Annotated in this window: 21 protein-coding genes; 7 read left to right on the forward strand and 14 right to left on the reverse strand. The window is 71.7% G+C overall.

Annotation, left to right across the window (positions count from 1 at the left end; translation table 11 throughout):
- Positions 1-254: 254 nt before the first annotated feature.
- Positions 255-1,286, reverse strand: a complete 1,032-nt coding sequence (gene glnII / locus FF041_RS17195) for a glutamine synthetase (protein WP_323391972.1) — start codon at positions 1,284-1,286, stop codon at positions 255-257.
- Positions 1,287-1,526: 240 nt separating this feature from the next.
- Here glnII and FF041_RS17200 point away from each other — a divergent pair, with 240 nt between their 5' ends.
- Complete coding sequence (locus tag FF041_RS17200) at positions 1,527-2,432, forward strand: Gfo/Idh/MocA family protein (RefSeq protein WP_153523627.1); 906 nt, start codon at positions 1,527-1,529, stop codon at positions 2,430-2,432.
- Positions 2,433-2,642: 210 nt separating this feature from the next.
- Here the strand turns inward: FF041_RS17200 and pdxR are convergent, their stop codons facing one another.
- The gene (gene pdxR / locus FF041_RS17205) at positions 2,643-4,127 is read right to left on the reverse strand and encodes a MocR-like pyridoxine biosynthesis transcription factor PdxR (RefSeq protein ID WP_323391973.1); all 1,485 of its coding nucleotides are present in this window, start codon (positions 4,125-4,127) and stop codon (positions 2,643-2,645) included.
- Positions 4,128-4,174: 47 nt separating this feature from the next.
- Here pdxR and FF041_RS17210 point away from each other — a divergent pair, with 47 nt between their 5' ends.
- Complete coding sequence (locus FF041_RS17210) at positions 4,175-4,648, forward strand: carboxymuconolactone decarboxylase family protein (protein ID WP_194292062.1); 474 nt, start codon at positions 4,175-4,177, stop codon at positions 4,646-4,648.
- A gap of 181 nt (positions 4,649-4,829) precedes the next feature.
- Here FF041_RS17210 and FF041_RS17215 read toward each other — a convergent pair whose 3' ends face one another.
- Positions 4,830-5,192: an arsenate reductase family protein gene (locus FF041_RS17215; RefSeq protein ID WP_153523629.1), complete on the reverse strand. Its 363-nt coding sequence runs from the start codon at positions 5,190-5,192 to the stop codon at positions 4,830-4,832.
- A 153-nt stretch (positions 5,193-5,345) separates the two neighbouring features.
- On the opposite strand from FF041_RS17215, the gene FF041_RS17220 reads away from it, so the two are divergent.
- Positions 5,346-5,663 carry a hypothetical protein gene (locus FF041_RS17220; protein ID WP_153483223.1) on the forward strand — a complete coding sequence of 106 codons (318 nt, stop codon included), beginning with the start codon at positions 5,346-5,348 and terminating at the stop codon, positions 5,661-5,663.
- 66 nt (positions 5,664-5,729) lie between these two features.
- Here the strand turns inward: FF041_RS17220 and FF041_RS17225 are convergent, their stop codons facing one another.
- The 4 genes from FF041_RS17225 to glnA form a co-directional block, all read right to left on the reverse strand.
- Entirely contained in the window at positions 5,730-6,602 is an 873-nt protein-coding gene (locus FF041_RS17225) for an MOSC domain-containing protein (RefSeq protein ID WP_228388288.1), read from the reverse strand.
- Positions 6,589-7,182, reverse strand: a complete 594-nt coding sequence (locus FF041_RS17230) for a GNAT family N-acetyltransferase (RefSeq protein ID WP_153523630.1) — start codon at positions 7,180-7,182, stop codon at positions 6,589-6,591. Before FF041_RS17230 ends, FF041_RS17225 begins: the two co-directional genes overlap by 14 nt.
- 62 nt (positions 7,183-7,244) lie before the next feature.
- Positions 7,245-8,180, reverse strand: coding sequence for a hydroxymethylbilane synthase (gene hemC, locus FF041_RS17235; protein ID WP_153523631.1), 936 nt, complete (start codon positions 8,178-8,180; stop codon positions 7,245-7,247).
- A 358-nt stretch (positions 8,181-8,538) separates the two neighbouring features.
- Positions 8,539-9,948, reverse strand: a complete 1,410-nt coding sequence (gene glnA / locus FF041_RS17240; protein ID WP_153483232.1) for a type I glutamate--ammonia ligase — start codon at positions 9,946-9,948, stop codon at positions 8,539-8,541.
- 256 nt (positions 9,949-10,204) lie between these two features.
- On the opposite strand from glnA, the gene FF041_RS17245 reads away from it, so the two are divergent.
- On the forward strand, positions 10,205-10,672 hold the full coding sequence (locus tag FF041_RS17245) for an RDD family protein (protein ID WP_323371592.1): 468 nt from the start codon (positions 10,205-10,207) through the stop codon (positions 10,670-10,672).
- A 96-nt stretch (positions 10,673-10,768) separates the two neighbouring features.
- Here FF041_RS17245 and FF041_RS17250 read toward each other — a convergent pair whose 3' ends face one another.
- The 4 genes from FF041_RS17250 to lipB all read right to left on the reverse strand — a co-directional run bounded on the left by FF041_RS17250 (position 10,769) and on the right by lipB (position 13,961).
- The gene (locus FF041_RS17250; RefSeq protein ID WP_153483233.1) at positions 10,769-11,479 is read right to left on the reverse strand and encodes a DUF4191 domain-containing protein; all 711 of its coding nucleotides are present in this window, start codon (positions 11,477-11,479) and stop codon (positions 10,769-10,771) included.
- Between the two features lie 10 nt (positions 11,480-11,489).
- Positions 11,490-11,684 carry an SCO2195 family GlnR-regulated protein gene (locus FF041_RS17255; RefSeq protein ID WP_434094570.1) on the reverse strand — a complete coding sequence of 65 codons (195 nt, stop codon included), beginning with the start codon at positions 11,682-11,684 and terminating at the stop codon, positions 11,490-11,492.
- Positions 11,685-12,063: 379 nt separating this feature from the next.
- The gene (locus tag FF041_RS17260) at positions 12,064-13,032 is read right to left on the reverse strand and encodes a lipoyl synthase (protein ID WP_323391974.1); all 969 of its coding nucleotides are present in this window, start codon (positions 13,030-13,032) and stop codon (positions 12,064-12,066) included.
- A gap of 134 nt (positions 13,033-13,166) precedes the next feature.
- Complete coding sequence (lipB, locus tag FF041_RS17265; RefSeq protein ID WP_323391975.1) at positions 13,167-13,961, reverse strand: lipoyl(octanoyl) transferase LipB; 795 nt, start codon at positions 13,959-13,961, stop codon at positions 13,167-13,169.
- A gap of 250 nt (positions 13,962-14,211) precedes the next feature.
- On the opposite strand from lipB, the gene FF041_RS17270 reads away from it, so the two are divergent.
- Entirely contained in the window at positions 14,212-15,660 is a 1,449-nt protein-coding gene (locus FF041_RS17270; protein WP_153523632.1) for a regulator, read from the forward strand.
- Between the two features lie 243 nt (positions 15,661-15,903).
- Here FF041_RS17270 and FF041_RS17275 read toward each other — a convergent pair whose 3' ends face one another.
- Together FF041_RS17275 and FF041_RS17280 are read right to left on the reverse strand one after the other, a co-directional pair.
- Positions 15,904-17,223, reverse strand: coding sequence for an NAD(P)/FAD-dependent oxidoreductase (locus FF041_RS17275; protein ID WP_323391976.1), 1,320 nt, complete (start codon positions 17,221-17,223; stop codon positions 15,904-15,906).
- Between the two features lie 208 nt (positions 17,224-17,431).
- Complete coding sequence (locus tag FF041_RS17280; RefSeq protein ID WP_153523634.1) at positions 17,432-18,325, reverse strand: TIGR01777 family oxidoreductase; 894 nt, start codon at positions 18,323-18,325, stop codon at positions 17,432-17,434.
- A 43-nt stretch (positions 18,326-18,368) separates the two neighbouring features.
- Here FF041_RS17280 and FF041_RS17285 point away from each other — a divergent pair, with 43 nt between their 5' ends.
- Positions 18,369-18,863 carry a GNAT family N-acetyltransferase gene (locus FF041_RS17285; RefSeq protein WP_153523635.1) on the forward strand — a complete coding sequence of 165 codons (495 nt, stop codon included), beginning with the start codon at positions 18,369-18,371 and terminating at the stop codon, positions 18,861-18,863.
- A 35-nt stretch (positions 18,864-18,898) separates the two neighbouring features.
- On the opposite strand, the gene FF041_RS17290 is transcribed toward FF041_RS17285, so the two are convergent.
- Positions 18,899-19,420, reverse strand: coding sequence for a DUF4240 domain-containing protein (locus FF041_RS17290; protein WP_153483264.1), 522 nt, complete (start codon positions 19,418-19,420; stop codon positions 18,899-18,901).
- 122 nt (positions 19,421-19,542) lie between these two features.
- Here FF041_RS17290 and FF041_RS17295 point away from each other — a divergent pair, with 122 nt between their 5' ends.
- Positions 19,543-20,493 carry an SDR family oxidoreductase gene (locus FF041_RS17295; RefSeq protein WP_153483240.1) on the forward strand — a complete coding sequence of 317 codons (951 nt, stop codon included), beginning with the start codon at positions 19,543-19,545 and terminating at the stop codon, positions 20,491-20,493.
- Positions 20,494-20,600 lie beyond the last annotated feature (107 nt).

Here is a 20,600-nt window from a genome sequence, read left to right on the forward strand (position 1 = left end):
CAGCGACCTGTCGCGGTGTGTTCGAAGCTGGCCATGGCCTCATTGAATCAGAAGAACCCGGCCCGAAGGAGGGTCCCTCTCACGGATCGAGACGCCGATCTCGTCACACCCGGCTTCCTCACGGACACGGACAGCCCCCATCTCCCCGTCCGGTACCGCTGGTTCACTCCCGAATTCCCCGGCGCCCCTGACGACGACGCCGGGGGCGCCCGCCGCTGTGGCGGACGCCCCCGGCGAGGGGACGGCAGGGGGGATCAGACCTGGCCGGCCTTCTCCAGCGCGGCGCAGCAGGTGTCCACCATCAGCCGGGTCACCACATAGGGGTCGACGTTGGCGTTGGGGCGGCGGTCCTCGATATAGCCCTTGCCGTCCTTCTCGACCTGCCACGGGATACGGACCGAGGCTCCCCGGTCGGAGACGCCGTAGCTGTACTCGTTCCACGGGGCGGTCTCGTGCAGACCGGTGAGCCGGTCGTCGATGCCCGCACCGTAGTTCTTGACGTGGTCCAACGGCTTCGAACCCTCGCCCAGCGACTCACAGGCGGTGATGATGGCCGCGTACCCCTCGGGCCCCTCGCGCATCGCCTTGGTGGAGAAGTTGGTGTGCGCGCCCGCGCCGTTCCAGTCGCCCTTCACCGGCTTGGGGTCCAGCGTCGCCGCGACGCCGAAGTCCTCCGCGGTGCGGTAGAGCAGCCAGCGCGCGATCCACAGCTGGTCCGCGACCGTGAGCGCAGGCAGCGGGCCGACCTGGAACTCCCACTGGCCGGGCATGACCTCGGCGTTGATGCCGGAGATCCCGAGACCCGCCCGGAGACAGTTCTCCAGGTGCGCCTCCACCACGTCGCGGCCGTGGATCTCGTCCACGCCGACACCGCAGTAGTAGCCGCCCTGGGGCGCCGGGAAGCCGCCGACCGGGAAGCCCAGCGGACGGTCGCCCTCGAAGAAGGTGTACTCCTGCTCGATGCCGAAGACCGGCTCCTGGGCGGCGAACCGCTCGGCCACCTCGGCGAGCTCGGCCCGGGTGTTCGACTCGTGCGGCGTCAGATCCGTGTTGAGGACCTCGCAGAGCACCAGTACATCGCCCTCGCCGCCGCGGATCGGGTCGGGGCAGGAGTAGACCGGCTTGAGCACGCAGTCGGAGGAATGGCCCTTGGCCTGGTTGGTGCTGGACCCGTCGAAGCCCCAGAGGGGCAGCTCGGCGCCGTCGGCGAGGATCCTGGTCTTCGAGCGCAGCTTGGCGGTCGGCTCGGTGCCGTCGATCCAGATGTACTCAGCCTTGAAAGTCACGGGGCCTCATCCTTTGCGGGTGCAGCGGTTCTGCGCGCAGCTTGGCAATATCCGATTTCCCCGCCGTTGCCCTATTGTGAACCCCGTGTTACGAGTGACCTGAGTGGCGTGTGTGACAGGAGATTCCTCACTGGTCGCCGGCTTCCTCGTGGAGGGGTCCTTCGGGGCGGGGTCCCTTTTGGGGTGGGGCTCCCCGGAATCCCCTTCGGCGGGCGGTCGCTCGCGGGCACACTGAGCGCCATGAGTCATCCCGTACGGAATCTACGTTTCGGACTGTTCGGCGCCGGCCCCTGGGCCGGGCAGACCCACGCCCCGGCGCTCCACGCCCACGGCGGGGCGGACTTGGTCGGGGTATGGGCCAGACGCCCCGAGGCGGCGGCGGCGCTCGCCGGGGCCCATGAGACCACCGCGTACTCCGGCGAGAAGGGTGTCGACGAGCTGCTCGCGGTCTGCGAGGCCGCCGCGTTCGCCCTGCCGCCGGACGTCCAGGCCCCGCTGGTGATCCGGGCCGCCGCCGCGGGCCGCCATGTGCTGCTGGACAAACCGGTCGCCACCAGCGTGGCGCTCGCCCGGGATACGGCCGAGGCGATCGAGCGCGCCGGGGTCGCATCGGTGGTCTTCTGCACCCTGCGGTTCGCCCCGGACACCGCGGCGTGGATCGGCGAACAGGTCGCGGCGGGCGGCTGGTTCACGGCCCATGCGCGCTGGCTCGGCGCGCTGCTCGGACCCGACGCGGACACCCCGGACGCGCCATCGCCCTGGCGGGTGGAGAAAGGCGGGCTGTGGGACGTGGGGCCGCATGTGCTCTCCGTACTCATTCCGCTGCTCGGCGACGTCACCGAGGTGAGCGCGGTGAGCGGCCTCGGGGACACCGTGCATATGGCGCTGGGCCACGCCTCGGGGGCGTCCAGTACGGCGACGGTCGGGCTGAGCGCCCCGCCCGAGGCCGCCGGGGCGAGCCTGGAGCTCATCGGCGAGCGGGGGAGGGCGGTGCTGCCGCGCTGGAACGACCCGGTCATCGCCTACCGCGCGGCCGTGGACGAGCTGCGGGTGTCGATCCGGTCGGGTGTGCCGCACCCCTGCGACGCGCGGTTCGGGCTGCGGATGACGGAGATCCTGGCGGAGGCGGAGTCGGTGCTGCGCTGAGCCCGCGCGGATCGGCGGCGGGAGGTCGCCGCGGCCCGCCGGAGGGACAGGCGGGCCGCGGCTCGGGGAAGGGCGCGGGGGACCTGAGCGGCCGGTCCCACGGGGGAGCGGACGACGGGTCGTCCCCGCCGCTCGACCGGGGGCTCGGCCGAAGCGCTCGATACGGACCCTTCCCCGTGCCGTCATATACGCCGAGCCGGCGCGTTCGTCTCATCGCCCCCCCCCGGATTCGTCCTCCCTCTCCTTTTCCGTGACAGCCTCCTCCCTCTCCTCTTCCGCGGCGGCTTTGTCCACGGCGGGCGGCAGCGCGCGGCACAGGGCGTCGAGCGCGTCGCCGTAACGGTGCTCCGGCGGGGTCGAGTACCCGACGACCAGCCCGTCCCGCCCGGCCGCGCCCGCGCTGTCCGGATGGCGGTAGCCGGCGAGCCCCTCCACCGCCAGCCCCTGCCAGACGGCCGCCTTGACCACGGCCCGCTCGGTCCCGGGCGGCAGCTCCACCACGGCGTGGAGCCCGGCCGCGATCCCGGTCACCCGCACCTGCGGCGCCCCTTCGGCGAGGGCCGCCACCAGCCGGTCACGGCGGCGGCGATGGCGCTGGCGCATCCGCCGCACATGACGGTCGTACTCCCCGGACACGATGAAGTCCGCGAGGGTGAGCTGCTCCGTGGCGCTCGACCACTGCTCCCGCTCCCCCTTCGCCGCCACGATGTCGTCGACGAGCGCCTCGGGCAGCACCATCCAGCCGATCCGCAGAGTGGGGGAGAGGCTCTTGCTCACCGACCCCAGCAGCACCACCCGTTCGGGATCGAGCGACTGGACCGCGCCCACCGGCTGTCTGTCGTAGCGGAACTCTCCGTCGTAGTCGTCCTCCACCACCAGCCCGCCCGTCGCCCGCGCCCAGTCCACGACGGCCGCGCGCCGCCGGGAGCCGAGGGGGCCTCCGGTGGGGAACTGATGCGCGGGAGTGAGCAGTACGGCGCGCTCCCGGGCGAGCCCGCTCACCTCGGCCCCGCGCTCGTCGACCGGCAGCGGCACGGTGGTGACGCCCGCACCGGTCAGCAGCCCGCGATGGAACGGGAGCCCGTACTCCTCCACGCCCCACCGCCCGCCCACGGTCCCCGCGAGCAGCCGCAGCCCGTGCGCCGCGCCCGAGCAGAGCACGATCCGCCCGGGGTCGGTGCGCACCCCGCGCACCCGCGCCAGATACCCGGCGAGCGCCTCGCGCAGCTCGATCCGCCCGCGCGGGTCACCGGGCCCGAAGACATCGTGCGGGGCGGCGGTCAGCGCCCGTCGCGCGGCGGCGAGCCAGGCGGCGCGCGGAAAGGCGGAGGGGTCGGGTCTGCCCTGGACGAGGTCGTACACCGGTGCGTCCGCGCGGGCCGGGGCGGCGCGTCTGCGCGGCGGCCCGGTGGGATCGGCGCGGGGGGCGACCCGGGTGCCCGAGCCCTGGCGGGCGGTGAGCCAGCCCTCGGCGACCAGCTCGGCGTAGGCGTCGGCGACGGTGTTACGGGCGATGCCGAGGTCGGCGGCGAGCGAACGGTAGGGCGGCAGCCGGGCGCCGGGGGCGAGCCGTCCGCCGCGTACCGCCTCGCGCAGCGCCCGCATCAGAACGGCCCGGCGACCGCCCGGACCCGAGAGGTCCAGATGGAGGTCCGCGCCCAGGATCTCCGCCGAATTGACCCATGATTCCGCCACTGAAATGCACCCTACGATCGGTCGTACGCAACAGTAGATTCGTACCCATGACGACAGCAGAGATCAAGACGGAGCCCGCTCGCCTCAACTTCGCCAAGGTGGCGCCGAAGGCGTTCCGCGCGGTGATCGGACTGGACGCGGCGGCCCGTGAAGGGCTGGACCCGGCGCTGGTGGAGCTGGTGCAGATCCGCTCCTCGCAGCTCAACCACTGTGCGTACTGCCTGCATATGCACACCGGCGACGCCCGTAAGGCGGGGGAGAGCGAGGAGCGTCTGCATATGACGGGCGTCTGGCGGGAGGCGCGGCACTTCTTCACGGCGAAGGAGCAGGCGGCGCTCGCGCTGACGGAGTCGGTCACGCTGATCGCGGACGGCGGGGTCCCGGACGCGGTGTACGCGGAGGCCGCGGCCCACTTCGACGAACGGGAGCTGGCCCAGCTGCTGGCGCTCGTCTTCACGATCAACACCTGGAACCGGATCGCCCTGGCGACGGGGAAGGTGGCGGGCACGGACGAGCGATGAGGGGTCGCTCCGGGGCATGGCCCCGGGGACCCGGGCCCTGCGTACGGCGGCGGTCCGGGTCGGGCGGGGTCCGTGAGCCGTGGCCCAGGGGCTACGGCTCAGGGCCACCGGCCCCTCGGGTATGGCGAAGCGCCCCCTCAGGAACACCGAAGTGCCCTCTCCGGTACGGCGAAGCGCCCCCTCAGGAACGGCTGAGTGCGTCCCGTACCGCCTCTTCCGTACGGGCCACGACAGCCGACCCGTCGTCAGCCGTGATGATCGGCCGCTGGATCAGCCGGGGATGCCGGGCCAGCGCCGCCGTCCACTTCCCGCGCGTGCTCTCGTCCCGCGCCCAGTCGTTCAGCCCGAGCTCCTTGGCCACCGGCTCCCCGGTGCGGGTGATCTCCCAGGGTTCGAGTCCCAGCCGGTCGAGCACCTCCCGGATCTCCTCCTCGCTCGGCACCTCCTCCAGATAGCGGCGGACGGTGTACTCGGCCCCTTCCGCGTCGAGCAGTTCGAGGGCGCCACGGCACTTGGAACAGGCGGGATTGATCCAGATCTCCATGCCGCCACGGTACCTCCGGCCCGCTCCGGAAGGGACCCCGGAAGTCGTCGGCGAAACCCTTGAAACACCGTCTGGCCAGGCCCGATTGTCAGTGCCCCCCAGTAGAATGGAGACTGTTCGGGATGGTCCCGCCACCGTGCCAGGAGGTTGCCGATGGCCGTAGCCAGACTCATGACGAAGCCGACTGAACCGACCGGATCCACAAGCCCGCGCGCGCCCGAAACGGTCGTCGCCTACACACCCCTGCGGAAGCAGCCCCTCCCGGCCGGCCGGCCGCGCGAGTGGTATGTGACGCACAATCGCCGGCTGAAGGCGATGCGTCTGGCGATAGCCCTGCTCGACTCGGGTATCCACTATCCGGCGACCGCGGACAACACCCACATCCGGTCGACGGCGGACCGGATCGGCATCCATCCGCCGTCCGACACCACCTGCCGGATGGTGCGCGCGCTGATCCGCTACGGCCGCTGACCCGCCGGGCCCGCCGCCGAGGGGCGGCGGGCCTTCAGCGGCTCAGGCCGTGGCTCAGGCCGTGGCTCAGGCGGGTTGGCCGGATCGGAAGAGGGCCTCCACGGCGTCCCCGACCGAGAGGATGCCGGGCCGTACGACGGCGGCCTTCATCCCGAAGCTGACCTTGTTGTCGAACTCCGGCTCGCGCCGGTAGCGGGCGAGCGTACGGATCGGCTCGGGGCCGTCGCGTACGCCGGTGAGCTGATCGACCATCGGGACCGCGCACCGGGTCGCGCGGGTCGCGTAGGCGAGCCGCGCGGTGCCGATCTCCAGCCGGCGCATCTCGTCCTCGGCGTGCGGCTCGGCGCAGCCGTCGAGGACGATGTTCGGCCGGAAGCGGTCCATCGGCACGGGCCGCCCGCCGTGCGCGGAGATCCGCGCGTTGAGGTCGTCGAGCGATGCCTGTGAGGCGATCAGCAGGGCGTGAGCGTCGGCGTAGGCGACCTTGCCGGGGGTCTCGCCCCAGCCGTCCCGGTCGAAGTCCCCGGGCGCCCGCACCAGTCGCACGGGGGCCTTGAGCACCTCGGAGAACCAGTCGGCCACGGTGTCGCCCTGGTCCACCGCCTCGCCCAGAGGCCGCCCGAACATGCTCACCGCCCGCCGCCCGCCCTCGGGCCGGACATCGTGGCGCAGGCTCTCCACACCATCGGCGGTCAGCCGCAGCCCGGCCCCGCCGTCGACGACCGCAGGCCGGACGGCGGCCATGGCGGGCAGCGTGCGCTGGCTGTGGAAGGAGCCGTCCACGGCGTTCACGATCATGAAGGTCCGGTCGTGCTCCAGACCCGTGCGGACGACGGCGCAGGTGGCGACATCGGTCCCGGCGCAGCCCTTGACCGGGAAGTACGTCAGTCTCTGTACGGTGATCCGCCGGGCGGCGTCCACGGAGTCAGCGCCGGACAAGGAGACGCTCCTTCACCGCGGGCCACTCGTCGGCGAGTATCGAGTAGTAGACCGAGTCGCGCCAGGTCCCGTCGTGGCGCAGCCGGTGCCGGCGCAGCACTCCCTCGCGGGTGGCGCCGAGGCGCGCGATGGCGTTCTGGGAGCGCACATTGAGATGGTCGGTCTTGAGCTGGACGCGGCCCATCCCCAGCTCCTCGAAGGCATGGGTGAGCAGCAGCAGCTTGGTCTCGGTGTTGACGGCGGTACGCCAGTACTCCCGGCCGTACCAGGTCCAGCCGATCTCCAGCCGCTCGTTCCGGGGCTCGATGTCGAGATAGGTGGTCCAGCCGATGGCCCGGCCGCTGGCCAGGTGGATGACGGCGAAGGGGAGGTAGGTGCCCCGCTCGCCGTCCGCGAGCACTCCGCCGAGCTTCTCGGCCAGCTCGTCCTGGGTCTGCGGGGCCGGTCCGCCCTGCCAGCGCCAGACCTCCTCGTCTCCGCCGCCCGCGTCGAAGAGATCGGGGAGATGGGCCATGGAGAGCGGTTCGAGACGCACATGACGGCCGGTGAGGGTGGTGGGTGAAGGCGGCTTCGCAGGCATGCCTCAGACGCTAGCCGCTCTCTGCACTAGCTGTAAACATATTTCGTACTAATGCAATGAGGTCAGTGGGCGATGCCGTCGATCAGCTCCCTGGCCCCCTGGCGCAGCAGCGCCACCGCGACCGAGGTGCCGAGCGTCGCGGGATCGAGCGGCCCGGCCCACTCATGGGCGTTCAGCACCCGCTTGCCGTCGGGGGTGAAGACCTTGGCCCGCAGCGAGAGTTCGCCGCCGCGCTCGGTCTGTGCGTATCCCGCGATGGGGGAGTTGCAGTGCCCTTGGAGGACATGGAGGAACATCCGCTCCGCCGTCGTCTCACGGTGGGCCGCCGGGTCGCCGAGACCGCTCACGGCTTCGATGGTCGCGGCATCGCCCTCGCGGCACTGCAAGGCGAGGATCCCGGCGCCGATCGGCGGGCACATGACCTCGGTCGGGAGCACCTCGCTGATCACATCGGCCCGCCCGATGCGCTCAAGACCGGAGACGGCGAGCAGCAGGGCGTCCGCCTCCCCGTCCGCGAGCTTCTCCAGCCGCCGGTTGGCGTTCCCGCGCATCGGCACGCACTCCAGCTGCGGATGCGAGGCGGCGAGCTGGGCGATCCTGCGCACCGACGAGGTCCCGACCCGGGTCCCGGCGGGCAGCTGGTCGAGCGTCAGACCGCCGGGGTGGACCAACGCGTCCCGGATGTCGTCCCGTTCGAGAAAGGCGGCGAAGACGGTCCCGGCGGGCAGCGGCCGGTCGGCGGGCACATCCTTCACACAGTGCACGGCGAGATCGGCCTCCCCGGCGACCAGCGCGGCATCCACCTCCTTGGTGAACGCCCCCTTTCCGCCCAGCTTGGCGAGATCCCCCATCCACCGATCCCCGGAGGTGGTGACGGGCACCACCTCGGTCCGGATCCCGGGCCGATGACGGGCGAGCTCGGCCCGTACGCGCTCGACCTGGGCGAGGGCCATGGGGGAGGAACGGGAGACGATGCGCAGCAACTCGGGCTCAGACATGCCGAACACCCTAGGGCTTGGGAGGCGGTGGTCCTCTCTCCCCCACGCGCCGGAGCGATGGAATTCCGCCAGCGGAGGAGGGGCCGGCTCCCGGCGGATCGCGGCGGATCGCGGCGCTTCAGGGCGCGAAGCGGCGGCCTGTCGCTCACCGTCCACGCGGTCGCGCCCGGTCAGCGTCCGGCCCGTCCGCTGACCGCCTGGCCAAGCACCGAGGGCCGCTGCTCCGGAGATGGAGTAGCGGCCCTCGGCGTGGCTCATCGACATGCGCCGGCTCTGCGCAAGGGGCTGGGGGCAGACCGGACCGGTGCGCATTCTCGCGGGTCAGAGCGGGTTCCCCGGGCAGCCCCCGGCGGTCGTCCTAGATGTCGAAGTACAGCTCGAACTCGTGCGGGTGCGGACGGAGCTGGATCGGGGCGATCTCGTTGGTGCGCTTGTAGTCGATCCAGGTCTCGATCAGGTCCGCCGTGAACACGCCGCCCGCCTGGAGGTACTCGTTGTCCTGCTCCAGGGCGTCCAGGACCGCGGGGAGGGAGGTCGGGACCTGGGGGACGCTCGCGTGCTCCTCGGGGGCCAGCTCGTAGAGGTCCTTGTCGATCGGCTCGGCGGGCTCGATCTTGTTCTTGACGCCGTCGAGGCCCGCGAGGAGCAGGGCCGAGAAGGCCAGGTAGGGGTTGGAGGACGGGTCAGGGGCGCGGAATTCGACGCGCTTGGCCTTCGGGTTGGAGCCCGTGATCGGGATGCGCATGGCCGCCGAGCGGTTGCGCTGCGAGTAGACCATGTTGACCGGGGCCTCGAAGCCGGGGACCAGGCGGTGGTAGGAGTTCACCGTCGGGTTGGTGAAGGCCAGCAGCGAGGGGGCGTGCTTCAGGATGCCGCCGATGTAGTAGCGCGCCATGTCCGACAGGCCCGCGTAACCCTGCTCGTCGTAGAAGAGCGGGACGCCGCCCTGCCAGAGGGACTGGTGGACGTGCATGCCCGAGCCGTTGTCGCCGAAGATCGGCTTCGGCATGAAGGTGGCGGTCTTGCCGTTGCGCCAGGCGACGTTCTTCACGATGTACTTGAAGAGCATCAGATCGTCGGCCGCGGCCAGCAGGGTGTTGAACTTGTAGTTGATCTCGGCCTGGCCGGCCGTGCCCACCTCGTGGTGCTGGCGCTCGACCTGGAGGCCCGACTTGTCCAGCTCCAGGGAGATCTCCGCGCGCAGGTCCGCGAAGTGGTCCACCGGCGGGGCCGGGAAGTAGCCGCCCTTGTAGCGGACCTTGTAGCCGCGGTTGTCCTCGACCGCACCGGTGTTCCAGGCGCCGGCCTCGGAGTCGATGTGGTAGAAGCCCTCGTTCGCGGAGGTGTTGAAGCGCACCGAGTCGAAGACGTAGAACTCCGCCTCCGGGCCGAAGTACGCGGTGTCCGCGATCCCCGTCGAGGCGAGGTACGTCTCCGCCTTCTTGGCGATGTTGCGCGGGTCACGGCTGTACTGCTCGCCCGTGATCGGGTCGTGGATGAAGAAGTTGATGTTGACGGTCTTGTCCCGGCGGAAGGGATCGACACGCGCCGTCGACAGGTCCGCGCGCAGCGCCATGTCGGACTCGTGGATCGCCTGGAAGCCGCGGATCGACGAGCCGTCGAAGGCCAGCTCCTCGTCGGGGTCGAACGCCGCCGCCGGGATCGTGAAGTGCTGCATCACGCCCGGCAGGTCGCAGAACCGGACATCGACGAACTTGACGTCCTCGTCGGCGATGAACTTCTTCGCTTCGTCGGCGTTCTGGAACATCCAACTCCTCCTACTCCCGTCCCGAAGGGGGCGGGGCTTGCAGCTCGGTCGTGCGGCCAGTGCGGTGGCACACGCAGGACCCGACCTTAGGCAGACGGGATTTCTCCAGCATGACCCATTTGTTTCGCCCAAGTTAACCGGAGCGGCGGCCGGGGGAGCTGTGACCCCGGGCCCGGGAGGGGCGGGGACACCGGCCCCACGGGCCCGGGAGGGGGCGGTCGGAAGGCGGGGAAACCGGACACAGTACCGTGGACGGGTGGACAACAGGCAAGCAATCGGATCGTGGCTCTCCGGGCCCCGCGCGGCGGCCGAGGACATGGGCGTCGACTTCGGGTACCGGGGCGAGCGGCTCGGTCTGCCGGAGGCAGGACCGGGCTCCATCGCCCCTCTCGGACGGCGCTTCGGCGCCCTCTTCATCGACTGGGGGCTCTGCTTCCTGATCGCCTACGGGCTGCTCTCGGGCGGTGCGGGGCAGACCGCCGGGAACTGGGCCCTCGGCGTCCTCCTGGTGCTGAGCACGCTCACCGTGGGCACCGTCGGCTTCACCCCGGGCAAGCGGATCTTCGGGCTCCGCGTCATCTCCGTCAACGGAGGCCGGCTGGCCTTCGTCCGGGCCGCCGTGCGGAGTCTGCTGCTCTGTCTGGCGATCCCGGCCCTCATCTGGGACCGCGACGGGCGCGGACTGCACGACACCCTCTCCCGGTCCGTACAGGTGCGGATCTGATCAGTACCTGTACGGAGAGAACGGACGGAGAAAGACGGAGAAAAGGGCCTCCCGGCATCGGGAGGCCCTTCTGTCGATCTGTGGTTCCAGGCGGTTCTAGCGCCCCTTCGGGCCGCCGCGCGGCATGCGCATGCCCTTCGGCATCGGGCCCTTCGGCAGTGGCATGTTGCTCATCAGGTCGCCCATCGCGCGCAGCCGGTCGTTCGCGACCGAGACCTGGGCGCCCGAGAGGACCCGCGGCAGCTTCAGCATCGTCGTACGGACCTTCTTCAGCGGCACCTGGCCCTCGCCCGTGCCCACGATGATGTCGTGCACCGGCACATCGACGACGATGCGCGCCATCTTCTTCTTCTCGGCCGCCAGCAGCGTCCTCAGCCGGTTCGGGTTGCCCTCGGCCACCAGCACGATGCCCGCCCTGCCGACCGCCCGGTGCACCACGTCCTGGCTGCGGTTCATCGCCACCGCCGGAGTCGTGGACCAGCCGCGGCCGACGTTCTGGAGGACCGCGGCAGCCGCTCCCGGCTGGCCTTCCATCTGCCCGAAGGCCGCCTGCTCGGCGCGGCGTCCGAAGATGATCACCATCGCGAGGAAGGCCAGCAGGAAGCCCAGAATCCCGAGATAGATGGGGTAGTCGATCCAGAAGCCGATCCCCAGGAAGACACCGAAGGTGACGATTCCCACAGCCGCGAGGATCAGACCGACCTTCGGGTCGGCCTTCCGGGTCATCTTGTAGGTCAGAGCGATCTGCTTCAGTCGCCCCGGGTTCGCAGCGGCGTCAGCGCCGTCAGATTTTGCCTTCCTCGCCATAATCCGAAGTTTACGTGGCCTGTGACGTGCGACCCGACACGGCCTCCAGTACATGCTGGGTCTCCACCCGGTCCTTCGCCCGGCGGCGGTCCTCCAGGACCGCCGTCCAGGCGTTGCGGCGGGCCGTGCGCTGCCCCGCGCCGAGCAGCAGGGACTCCATCGCGCGCAGCGCGCCGGTGACGGACGGGACGGCGGCGGCGCGCACCAGGCTTCCGGGACGGGTGTCGGATGCGGGACGGGTGGGACGCAGCGGGCGGATCGACGCGGCCGGCATGGCTCAGGCCCCCTAGGGGTCGGTGATGAACGGGTTACGGATGGGTGCTGCCCCGTCCTGACCGGTGCGGGAGCCATCGGACGGGCGTGCGTGCGATGCGTGAATACAGGGTTACCCGTTGGTGTTACCAGGGCGTGACCGACCGGTCAAACGCCGATGAATCCTTGACGGGGACCCGTAAAAACATGACGCGGCCCGTACGCCGTCCCCGACCTGCGGGGAGGGTACGGGCCGCGTCCGGCACGCTATTACCGAGCGGTAGTCTCTTGTGCTCGAATTCACACAGTCCGCTCGGCTTCATACAGTCCGCTCAGCTCGCGGGCTGCGCCACCGGCTGGGACATCCGGCGGTCCATCGCCTGTCCGTAGAGCCGGCCGGCCCGGTACGACGAGCGGACCAGCGGGCCCGACATCACGCCCGAGTAGCCGATCTGCTCGGCCTCCTCCTTCAGCTCCACGAACTCATGCGGCTTCACCCAGCGCTCCACCGGGTGGTGGCGCACCGAGGGGCGGAGGTACTGCGTGATCGTGATCAGCTCGCAGCCCGCCTCGTGCAGCTGGCGCAGCGCCTCGCTGACCTCCGCCCGCTCCTCGCCCATGCCCAGGATCAGATTGGACTTGGTCACCAGGCCCGCCTCCCGGGCGCGCGTGATGACCTCCAGGGAGCGCTCGTAACGGAAGCCGGGACGGATCCGCTTGAAGATCCGCGGCACGGTCTCGACATTGTGCGCGAGCACCTCCGGCCGGGACGAGAAGACCTCGGCCAGCTGCTCGGGCACCGCGTTGAAGTCCGGTATCAGCAGCTCGACCTTGGTGTGGCCGCCCTCCCGGCCGGCCGTCATCGCGTGGATCTGCCGTACGGTCTCCGCGTACAGCCACGCGCCGCCGTCCGCCAGGTCGTCGCGGGCGACGCCGGTGATGGTGGCGTAGTTCAGATCCATGGTGACGACCGACTCGCCGACCCGGCGGGGCTCGTCGAGGTCGAGCGCCTGCGGCTTGCCCGTGTCGATCTGGCAGAAGTCACAGCGCCGGGTGCACTGGTCGCCGCCGATGAGGAAGGTCGCTTCGCGGTCCTCCCAGCATTCGTAGATATTCGGACAGCCGGCCTCCTGGCACACCGTGTGCAGACCCTCGCTCTTCACGAGTTTCTGCATCTGCGTGTACTCGGGGCCCATCTTCGCCCGGGTCTTGATCCACTCGGGCTTACGCTCGATGGGGGTCTGGCTGTTCCGGACCTCCAGGCGCAGCATCTTGCGTCCGTCGGGTGCGACAGCGGACACGTCGGCGCCCCTTTCTGCTATCGCGGCATTCGATTCAGCGGCGCACACCAGGGTACGCCCGTCAATTGTGCGGCCCTACGTCCGGCCAACCCGCGCTCACCGGGGCGCATTCCCCCCGGAGGCGCGCTCACCCGCTAGGCGGGGGCCCCGACGGGCCTCGGGCGCAGCTCCGCCTGCTCCAGGACGGCCCGCAGATGCCTCTCCACCACGGGGAGCACCTCCGCGACCGTGATGTCCCGGCCCAGCTCGTTCGCCAGCGACGCGACGCCCGCGTCCCGGATGCCGCAGGGCACGATCCGGTCGAACCAGGTGTTGTCCGGATTCACATTCAGCGAGAAGCCGTGCATGGAGACGCCCTTGGCGATACGGATGCCGATGGCGGCCAGCTTGCGGTCCTCGCGGCGCTGGCCGGCGTTGGACGGGGCGTACTCCGGACCGTTGAGACGGGGATCGAACTCGTCGTCCTGGAGTCTCGGGTCGAAGTCCAGCGAGAGCCCGCCGAGCGCCGGGCGGCTCTCGACCGGGTCGCCCAGCACCCAGACCCCGCTGCGGCCCTCGATCCGGCTGGTCTCCAGGCCGAACTCCGCGCAGGTGCGGATCAGCGCGTCCTCCAGCCTGCGCACATGCGCGATCACATCCACCGGGCGCGGCAGCTTCATGATCGGGTAGCCCACCAGCTGGCCGGGGCCGTGCCAGGTGATTTTGCCGCCCCGGTCCACATCGATGACCGGAGTGCCGTCCAGCGGGCGCTCCCGCTCCTCCGTCCGCCGTCCGGCCGTGTACACCGGGGGGTGCTCCAGCAGCAGACAGGTGTCCGGGATCTCGTCCGCGAACCGGGCGGCGTGGACCTCGCGCTGCTTCTGCCACGCCTCCTGGTACTCGACCGCTTCCCCGCCGAAGCCCAGCCGGACGAACCGCAGCTCACTCACGGCACTGCCTCCCTAGAAACCCTCGCCGAGCGCTGATCGCGCCCCAGCCACTGTACGGCGGCCCCGGGCGCCGTGACCGGGGAGGGCGGTCCGGCGTCGCGTACCCCGGAGACCGTCAGTACCTGCGCGGATGCTCACACGATCGGATGAATGTGCGGCAGACGTAGTGGTATGCGGGGCAAAGGCCGCTAAATTCGCGCCGTTCCATGAGGGCTGCGACTGGCCCGGAAGGCAGGAGACCGCACAGCTGATGACGGAACGACCCTCGCAGCGCATCCCCAACCGCCAGCTTGCCGCGCTCATCCAGGAAGCCGGATTCTCCAACGCGGGCCTCGCCCGCCGAGTCGATCAGCTCGGTCTCGAACACGGTCTTGACCTGCGCTACGACAAAACGTCCGTGACCCGCTGGCTCCGCGGCCAGCAGCCGCGCGGGACGACGCCCGCGCTGATCGCCGAGGTGTTCACCAGACGGCTGGGACGGCGACTGTCCGCCCAGGACCTCGGTCTGGACGCCTGTGCGCCCGTCTACGCGGGTCTGGAGTTCGCCGCCAGCCCGGAGGAGGCCATCGACATCGTCAGCGGCCTCTGGCGCAAGGACTCCGGCAGCCATGCGGAGCTCCGCAAGATCGCTTTCACCCCGGCCGGTCTGGTGGTGCCCAGCCGGGACTGGCTGATCGGGCGGGCCGACGAACGGGTGGGCCGCGCCGACCCCGGCGCCGGCCGGGTGCCCCCGCAGGGCACGGGCGGCGTGCCCCGGCAGCGTGCCGTCGACCGGGGCACCGACCGGGGGCCGGGACAGCGGGTCACCGGCGGTGACATCGCGGCGCTGAGATCGGTCGGCGAGCTGTTCCGCACCCTCGACCACGCCTACGGCGGCGGGCACGCCCGCCAGGCCCTGGTGCGCTATCTGGAGCACGAGGCCGAGCCGATGCTCCGCGGTACGTACGGGGAGGTGCTCGGGCGAAGACTCTTCGCCGCCGTCGCCGATCTGACCCGGCTCGTCGGCTGGACCTCCTACGACATCGCCGCGCACGGGCTCGCCCAGCGCTACTTCGTCCAGGCGCTGCGGCTCGCGCAGGCGGCCGGGGACCGGGCGTACGGCTCCTACGTCCTGGTCACCATGGCACGCCAGGCCGTCTATCTGGGGCACGGCCGGGAGGCGGTCCAGCTCACCCGGGTCGCGCAGCAGGGGGTGGGGCCGTCGGCCCCGCCGGTGGTGCAGGCGCTGCTGCACGCGGTCGAGGCCCGGGGGCACGGAGTGCTCGGCGAGGCACGGGCCTGCACCGGCTCGCTGGTACGGGCGGAACGGGCGCTCGGGGCGGCGCGGGCGGGGGACGAGGTGCCGTACTGGGCGCGGTTCTTCGACGAGGCGCAGATGGCGGACGAGTTCGGGCACTGCTACCGGGACCTTCAGCAGTACCGGCAGGCGGTGCAGTACGCCGAGCGGTCGTTGCAGCTGCGGCCGACGGGGCTGGCGCGGAGCAGGCTCTTCTGCCGGGTGGTGCTGGCGTCGGCGCGGCTGGGGCTGGGGGAGCTGGACCAGGCGTGCGCGCTGGGGGCGGAGGCGGCGTTGCAGGCGTCGGAGATGAGGTCGGCGCGGGCGCTGGAGTACGTACGGGACTTCGAGCGGCGGCTGGAGCCGTACCGGGACGCGGCGGCGGTGCGGGGGTATCGGGACAGGGTGTCGGCGCTGGGGTGAGGAGGCTTTGGGGGCGGGGGCGGGTTCAGGTGCCTGTGCCTCGGGTGGTCCGGTGACCCGGGGTGACCCGGGGTGACCCGGTCTCCGCGAGGACCGGGCCGTCGTCGGGGGCCAGCCCCCGAACCCCCGCTCCTCAATCTCCCCCAGACTCCTCCGGGGGGACCCCCAAGGGGCTGGATTCGTCCTCCCCCACGCTTCCCCCCCCCGGAGGGGGACCCCCAAGAGGCTGATTGCGCGGTGGGGTCAGGCCGCTGAGGGGAGGGGGCGGAGTTCGCGGGGGCGGGACGCGAAGTCGCGGAGGATGGCCGTCGCCGTACGGCGGGCGGAGAGCAGGGCGCCCTGGACCGTGCTCGTCGACCGGTGGTCGCCGCATACGTACAGACCCGACAGCACCCGCACCGGACGGTGCAGATCGTGCGGCGGTCGCATCGCCGGGACCGCGTACGGGTCGTGGTGGACCGCCAGCAGCTCCCAGTCGTCCGTCGGCACGCCGTACAGCCGCGCCAGCTGCGCCCGTACCTCCCCCTCCAGCCCCGGCGCGGGAGCCCCCAGCACCGTCGAGGAGATCAGCGCCCGGCCCTGCGGCGCCCGCAGGGGATCCACCTCGCTCATCACCGCGGTATGGGCGACCGGCCCGGCGCCGTCGCCGTCCAGCACCAGCGACGCGCCCGTGCCCGGCGCCCGGTCCGTCGTATGGTGCAGCACCGTCACCGGGTGGAACGGCGGCACCCGCAGCCCCGGCAGCAGCTCCGCCGCCTCCCGCGCCCCCGTCGCCAGGACCAGCGCCCGGCAGGACAGCTCGCCGTACTCCTCCGTGCTGACGCGGTTGATCGAGGTGTCCTTCACCTTCACCCCCGTGAGCACCGTGCCCTCCGGCAGCGCCGCCGCCAGCCGCTCCGGCAGCACCGACAGCCCGCCCTCCGGTACGCACAGCCGCCCCCGGGCGAAACCGCGCAGCGCCAGATCGGCGCACCGGCTCGACGTCGTCAGCTCCGGATCGCAGAGCAGCGCCGACAGCAGCGGGCGCAGCACTCCGTCGACCGTTCTGGACGGCAGCCCCCTGGCCGTCAGCGCCTGTGCCGCGGACCGCTCGGGGCGGGCCGTCAGCCGCTCCACCGAGGTCCCCGCGAGCCGGGCGAGGGACGCGCCGAGCCTGGCCTCGTCCAGGGGACGGGAGGCGCTCGCCAGGGCGCGTGCGACAGTCAGTGCGCCCCTTGTGCTCCCCGGTTCGCCCACCCGGCGGACGGCCTCCCCGGTCCGTTGCAGCCGGCCTTCGCCGTGCACGAGAACGCCCGGCGCGAAGGTGCGCAGGGTGACGTCCACGAGCGCGGCCGTGCGCCGCAGTTCGGAGTACGCGGTGCTGAGCAGCTGGCCCGCGTGGTCGAGCCGGAAACCGTCGATCTCCTCGGTGGCCATCCGGCCGCCGGGCCGGGACGCGGCTTCCAGGACGCTGACGCTGACCCCCGCTCTGGTCAGCAGGTGGGCCGCCGACAGCCCGGCGATACCGGCCCCGACGATGATGACGTCCGCGTGATCCGCAGTGTGAGCGGTGCTGATGAGCACGTGTGCCCCTCCCCAGGTCGGCGCTGCGCTGTGGGAGGTTCGCCCCCAACAGGCTCCCGGAATGCCCGAGTTCGCATCGAGCGTAAGGAGGCGGGCCGCGCGGCGACGCGCGCATGCGGTGGGGCACCGTTGCGCGGGGGCGCATGCCCCGGGGCGCTCCCCGCCCAGGACCGCCCCGGCTCAGGGCGCGGAGCTCAGGGCGCGGGGCTCAGGACCGCAGCGCCGCCGTGATCGCCTCGTCGATCCCCGGGAAGGCGAAGGAGAACCCGGATTCCAGCAGCCTCACCGGCAGCACCCGCTGACTGGCCAGCACATCCCCCGCCATCTCCCCCAGCACTGCCCGCAGCGCGGTCTCCGGGACCGCGAACAGCGTCGGCCGGCGCAGCACCCGGCCCATGGCCGCCGTGACCTCGCGATTGGTCACCGGATCAGGGGCCGTCAGATTCACCGGGCCCGACAGCGACTCCGTGTCCAGGATGTGCCGCAGCGCCGCGATCTCGTCATGCAGGGAGATGAAGCTCCAGTACTGGCGGCCGTCGCCCAGCCGCCCGCCCAGACCGGCCCGGAACAGCGGGAACATCCTGCTCCACGCGCCGCCCTGCCGGGAGACCACCAGCCCCGTGCGGGCCCAGGCCGTTCTGATGCCCGCCTCCCGCGCCGGTTCGGCCGCCGCCTCCCACTCCACGCACACCCCGGGCAGAAAGCCCTCGCCGGGCGGCGCGTCCTCGTCCACCGCGCGGTCCCCGGTGTCCCCGTAATAGCCGACCGCGCTTCCGCACAGCAGCACCCGGGGCGGGGTGTCCAGCGCGGTGACGGCCTCCGCCAGCGCCGCCGTGCCCAGCACCCGGCTGTCCCGGATCTCTCTGCGGTACGCCGCGGTCCAGCGATGGTCCCCGACCCCCGCACCCGCGAGATTCACCACGCCGTCACAGCCCGCCAGCCCCGCCGTGTCCACGAACCGCCGGCGGGGATCCCAGCTCACCTCGTCGCCCGCCCGCGCGGGCCGCCGCACCAGCCGCACCACCTCGTGCCCGTCCGCGCGCAGCGAGCGCGCCAGGGCCGTGCCGATGAGTCCGGAGGAGCCGGCGATCGCGATCCGCATGAATCCATCCTGCCCCCCTGCCACCCCATGACACAGTTGTCGCATGCACGAGTCGCACATACGCCTCGCCCGGCCCGCCGACGACGCCGCCCTCGCCCGGCTCGACCGCGACACCTGGTCGCCCCTGCACGCCGTGTCCCCGCGGCCGGAGCCGCCGTACAGCCCCTTCTTCGACGACCGGCACCGGCCCGAGGACCATCTCGTCGCCGAGGACGGCGACGGCACGGTCCTCGGCTATGTCCGCCTCGTCCCGCCCACCCCGCTGCCGTCCAATCGTCATGTACGCCAGATCCAGGGCCTCGCGGTCTCCGACGCGGCGCGCGGGCGAGGGATCGGCCGGGCGCTGCTGCGGGCCGCCTGCGACGAGGCGCGCGGACAGGGCGCGGTCCGTATCACCCTGCGCGTACTGGGGCACAACGCGCCCGCGCGTGCGCTGTACGCGTCCGAGGGCTTCACGGTCGAGGGAGTGCTGCCGGGCGAGTTCCTGCTCGACGGCGCGTACGTGGACGATGTGCTGATGGGCCGTGCCCTGGAATAGCCCCGATAGCCCCGATAGCCCCGGTACGCACGCGGTCAGCCGGGTCCGAAGCGCTCCCAGAGCCGGGGGAAGCGGTCGGCCAGCGCCGCGTCGTCGTCGAAGTCGAAGGGGGCGCCCACGGGCTCCGCCGGCTGGGGAGGAATCCCCAGATCCGGCGCCACCACTCCCGTGAGCTGCTCATACGCCTCATCCGCCGCGTACCCCAGCTCCTCGCCGTCCCCGTCGACATCGTCGTCGAAGTCTTCGAGCAGCTCGGCGAGCGCGTCGGGTTCATGCACCGCCCCCTCGAAGATCTCCCGGCCCTGGCCGATCAGCCAGCAGCGGAAGTAGTCGAAGACGTCATCGCTCGCCCCGTTCAGCAGTACGGCCGCGGCGCCCCACAGATCCCAGGTGTACGCCCGGTTGTAGCGGGCCTCGAAGTGCCGGGCGAAGTCCAGCACGGAGTCGGGGTCGAGCCGCATCAGCCGCTCGACCAGCAGATCCGCGTGATCCTCGGGATCTCCCTCGGCGGCCTCGCGGGTGCTGTCCACGATCTCCCAGAACTCCGTCTCGTCCATCACGGGTCCAGCATCGTGGCTCCCGGGTGGCGGCGCACGTGGAGCCGTCGAAGAACCGATGCCCCGCAACGGCCGTGAAAGGCGGACAGAAGGTGTCGGGTATCCGTGCGACGGTCGTTCACATGACGACAACCGATACCTCACGGACGGCGCTCACGGGGAAGGTGGCGCTGGTCGCGGGGGCCACCAGGGGCGCGGGACGCGCCATCGCCGTACACCTCGGAGCGGCGGGCGCGACCGTCTACGCGACCGGACGCACCACCCGCGAACGGGTCAGCGAGATGGGCCGGCCGACGGAGACCATCGAGGAGACGGCCGAACTGGTCGACGCGGCGGGCGGCCGGGGCATCGCCGTCCCCACCGACCATCTGGAGGCCGAACAGGTCCGGGAGCTGATCGCCCGCGTCGACCGCGACCACGGCCGCCTCGACATCCTGGTCAACGACGTCTGGGGCGGGAATCCGCTGCTCGACTTCGACACCCGGATGTGGGACGTCGAGCTGGACCGGGGGCTGCGGATGATCGACCTCGGCGTCAGGAGCCACATCATCACCAGCAGCATCGCGCTGCCTCTGCTGGTACGGAGGCCCGGCGGACTGGTCGTCGAGGTCACCGACGGGACCGCCCGCACCAACCAGGGCTTCCGCGAGAATTTCTACTACGACATCGCGAAGAACACACCGATCCGGATGGCCTACCTCCTGGGCGAGGAGCTCAGGGAAGCGGAGGGCACGGCGGTGGCGGTCACCCCCGGATTCCTCCGCTCCGAGGAGATGCTCGACCACTTCGGCCTCACCGAGGAGAACTGGCGCGACGGGATCGGGGCCCAGCCCCACTGGGCGCTCTCCGAGTCCCCCGCCTATCTCGGGCGTGGCCTCGCCGCGCTCGCCGCCGATCCGGAGCGGTGCCGCTGGAACGGGCAGTCGCTCGACAGCGGGCAGCTCGCCAGGGAGTACGGCGTCACGGACGCGGACGGCAGCAGGCCGGACGTCTGGGGGTACATGCTGGCGGAGCGGGCCGTGGCGGAGGGCACTCCGGGCGCGGTCGCTCCGTCGCTCGCGGACTACCGCTGAGGAGCGGCGTCAGCGGTCTGTCGTCGGCCGTCTGTCGTCGGCGGTTCGTCGTCGGCGGTCCGTCGTTCAGCCGTGAGCCGTGAGCCGTGAGCCGTGAGCCGTGAGCC

This window comes from Streptomyces jumonjinensis, assembly GCF_009600885.1.
Taxonomy (GTDB): domain Bacteria; phylum Actinomycetota; class Actinomycetes; order Streptomycetales; family Streptomycetaceae; genus Streptomyces; species Streptomyces jumonjinensis.

Coding starts and splice junctions, on each gene's coding strand:
- FF041_RS17200 (WP_153523627.1), top strand. CDS start 1,527: ATGAGTCATCCCGTACGGAATCTACGTTTCGGACTGTTCGGCGCCGGC.
- FF041_RS17210 (WP_194292062.1), top strand. CDS start 4,175: ATGACGACAGCAGAGATCAAGACGGAGCCCGCTCGCCTCAACTTCGCC.
- FF041_RS17215 (WP_153523629.1), bottom strand. CDS start 5,192: ATGGAGATCTGGATCAATCCCGCCTGTTCCAAGTGCCGTGGCGCCCTC.
- FF041_RS17220 (WP_153483223.1), top strand. CDS start 5,346: ATGGCCGTAGCCAGACTCATGACGAAGCCGACTGAACCGACCGGATCC.
- FF041_RS17230 (WP_153523630.1), bottom strand. CDS start 7,182: ATGCCTGCGAAGCCGCCTTCACCCACCACCCTCACCGGCCGTCATGTG.
- hemC (WP_153523631.1), bottom strand. CDS start 8,180: ATGTCTGAGCCCGAGTTGCTGCGCATCGTCTCCCGTTCCTCCCCCATG.
- glnA (WP_153483232.1), bottom strand. CDS start 9,948: ATGTTCCAGAACGCCGACGAAGCGAAGAAGTTCATCGCCGACGAGGAC.
- FF041_RS17250 (WP_153483233.1), bottom strand. CDS start 11,479: ATGGCGAGGAAGGCAAAATCTGACGGCGCTGACGCCGCTGCGAACCCG.
- FF041_RS17270 (WP_153523632.1), top strand. CDS start 14,212: ATGACGGAACGACCCTCGCAGCGCATCCCCAACCGCCAGCTTGCCGCG.
- FF041_RS17280 (WP_153523634.1), bottom strand. CDS start 18,325: ATGCGGATCGCGATCGCCGGCTCCTCCGGACTCATCGGCACGGCCCTG.
- FF041_RS17285 (WP_153523635.1), top strand. CDS start 18,369: ATGCACGAGTCGCACATACGCCTCGCCCGGCCCGCCGACGACGCCGCC.
- FF041_RS17290 (WP_153483264.1), bottom strand. CDS start 19,420: ATGGACGAGACGGAGTTCTGGGAGATCGTGGACAGCACCCGCGAGGCC.
- FF041_RS17295 (WP_153483240.1), top strand. CDS start 19,543: ATGACGACAACCGATACCTCACGGACGGCGCTCACGGGGAAGGTGGCG.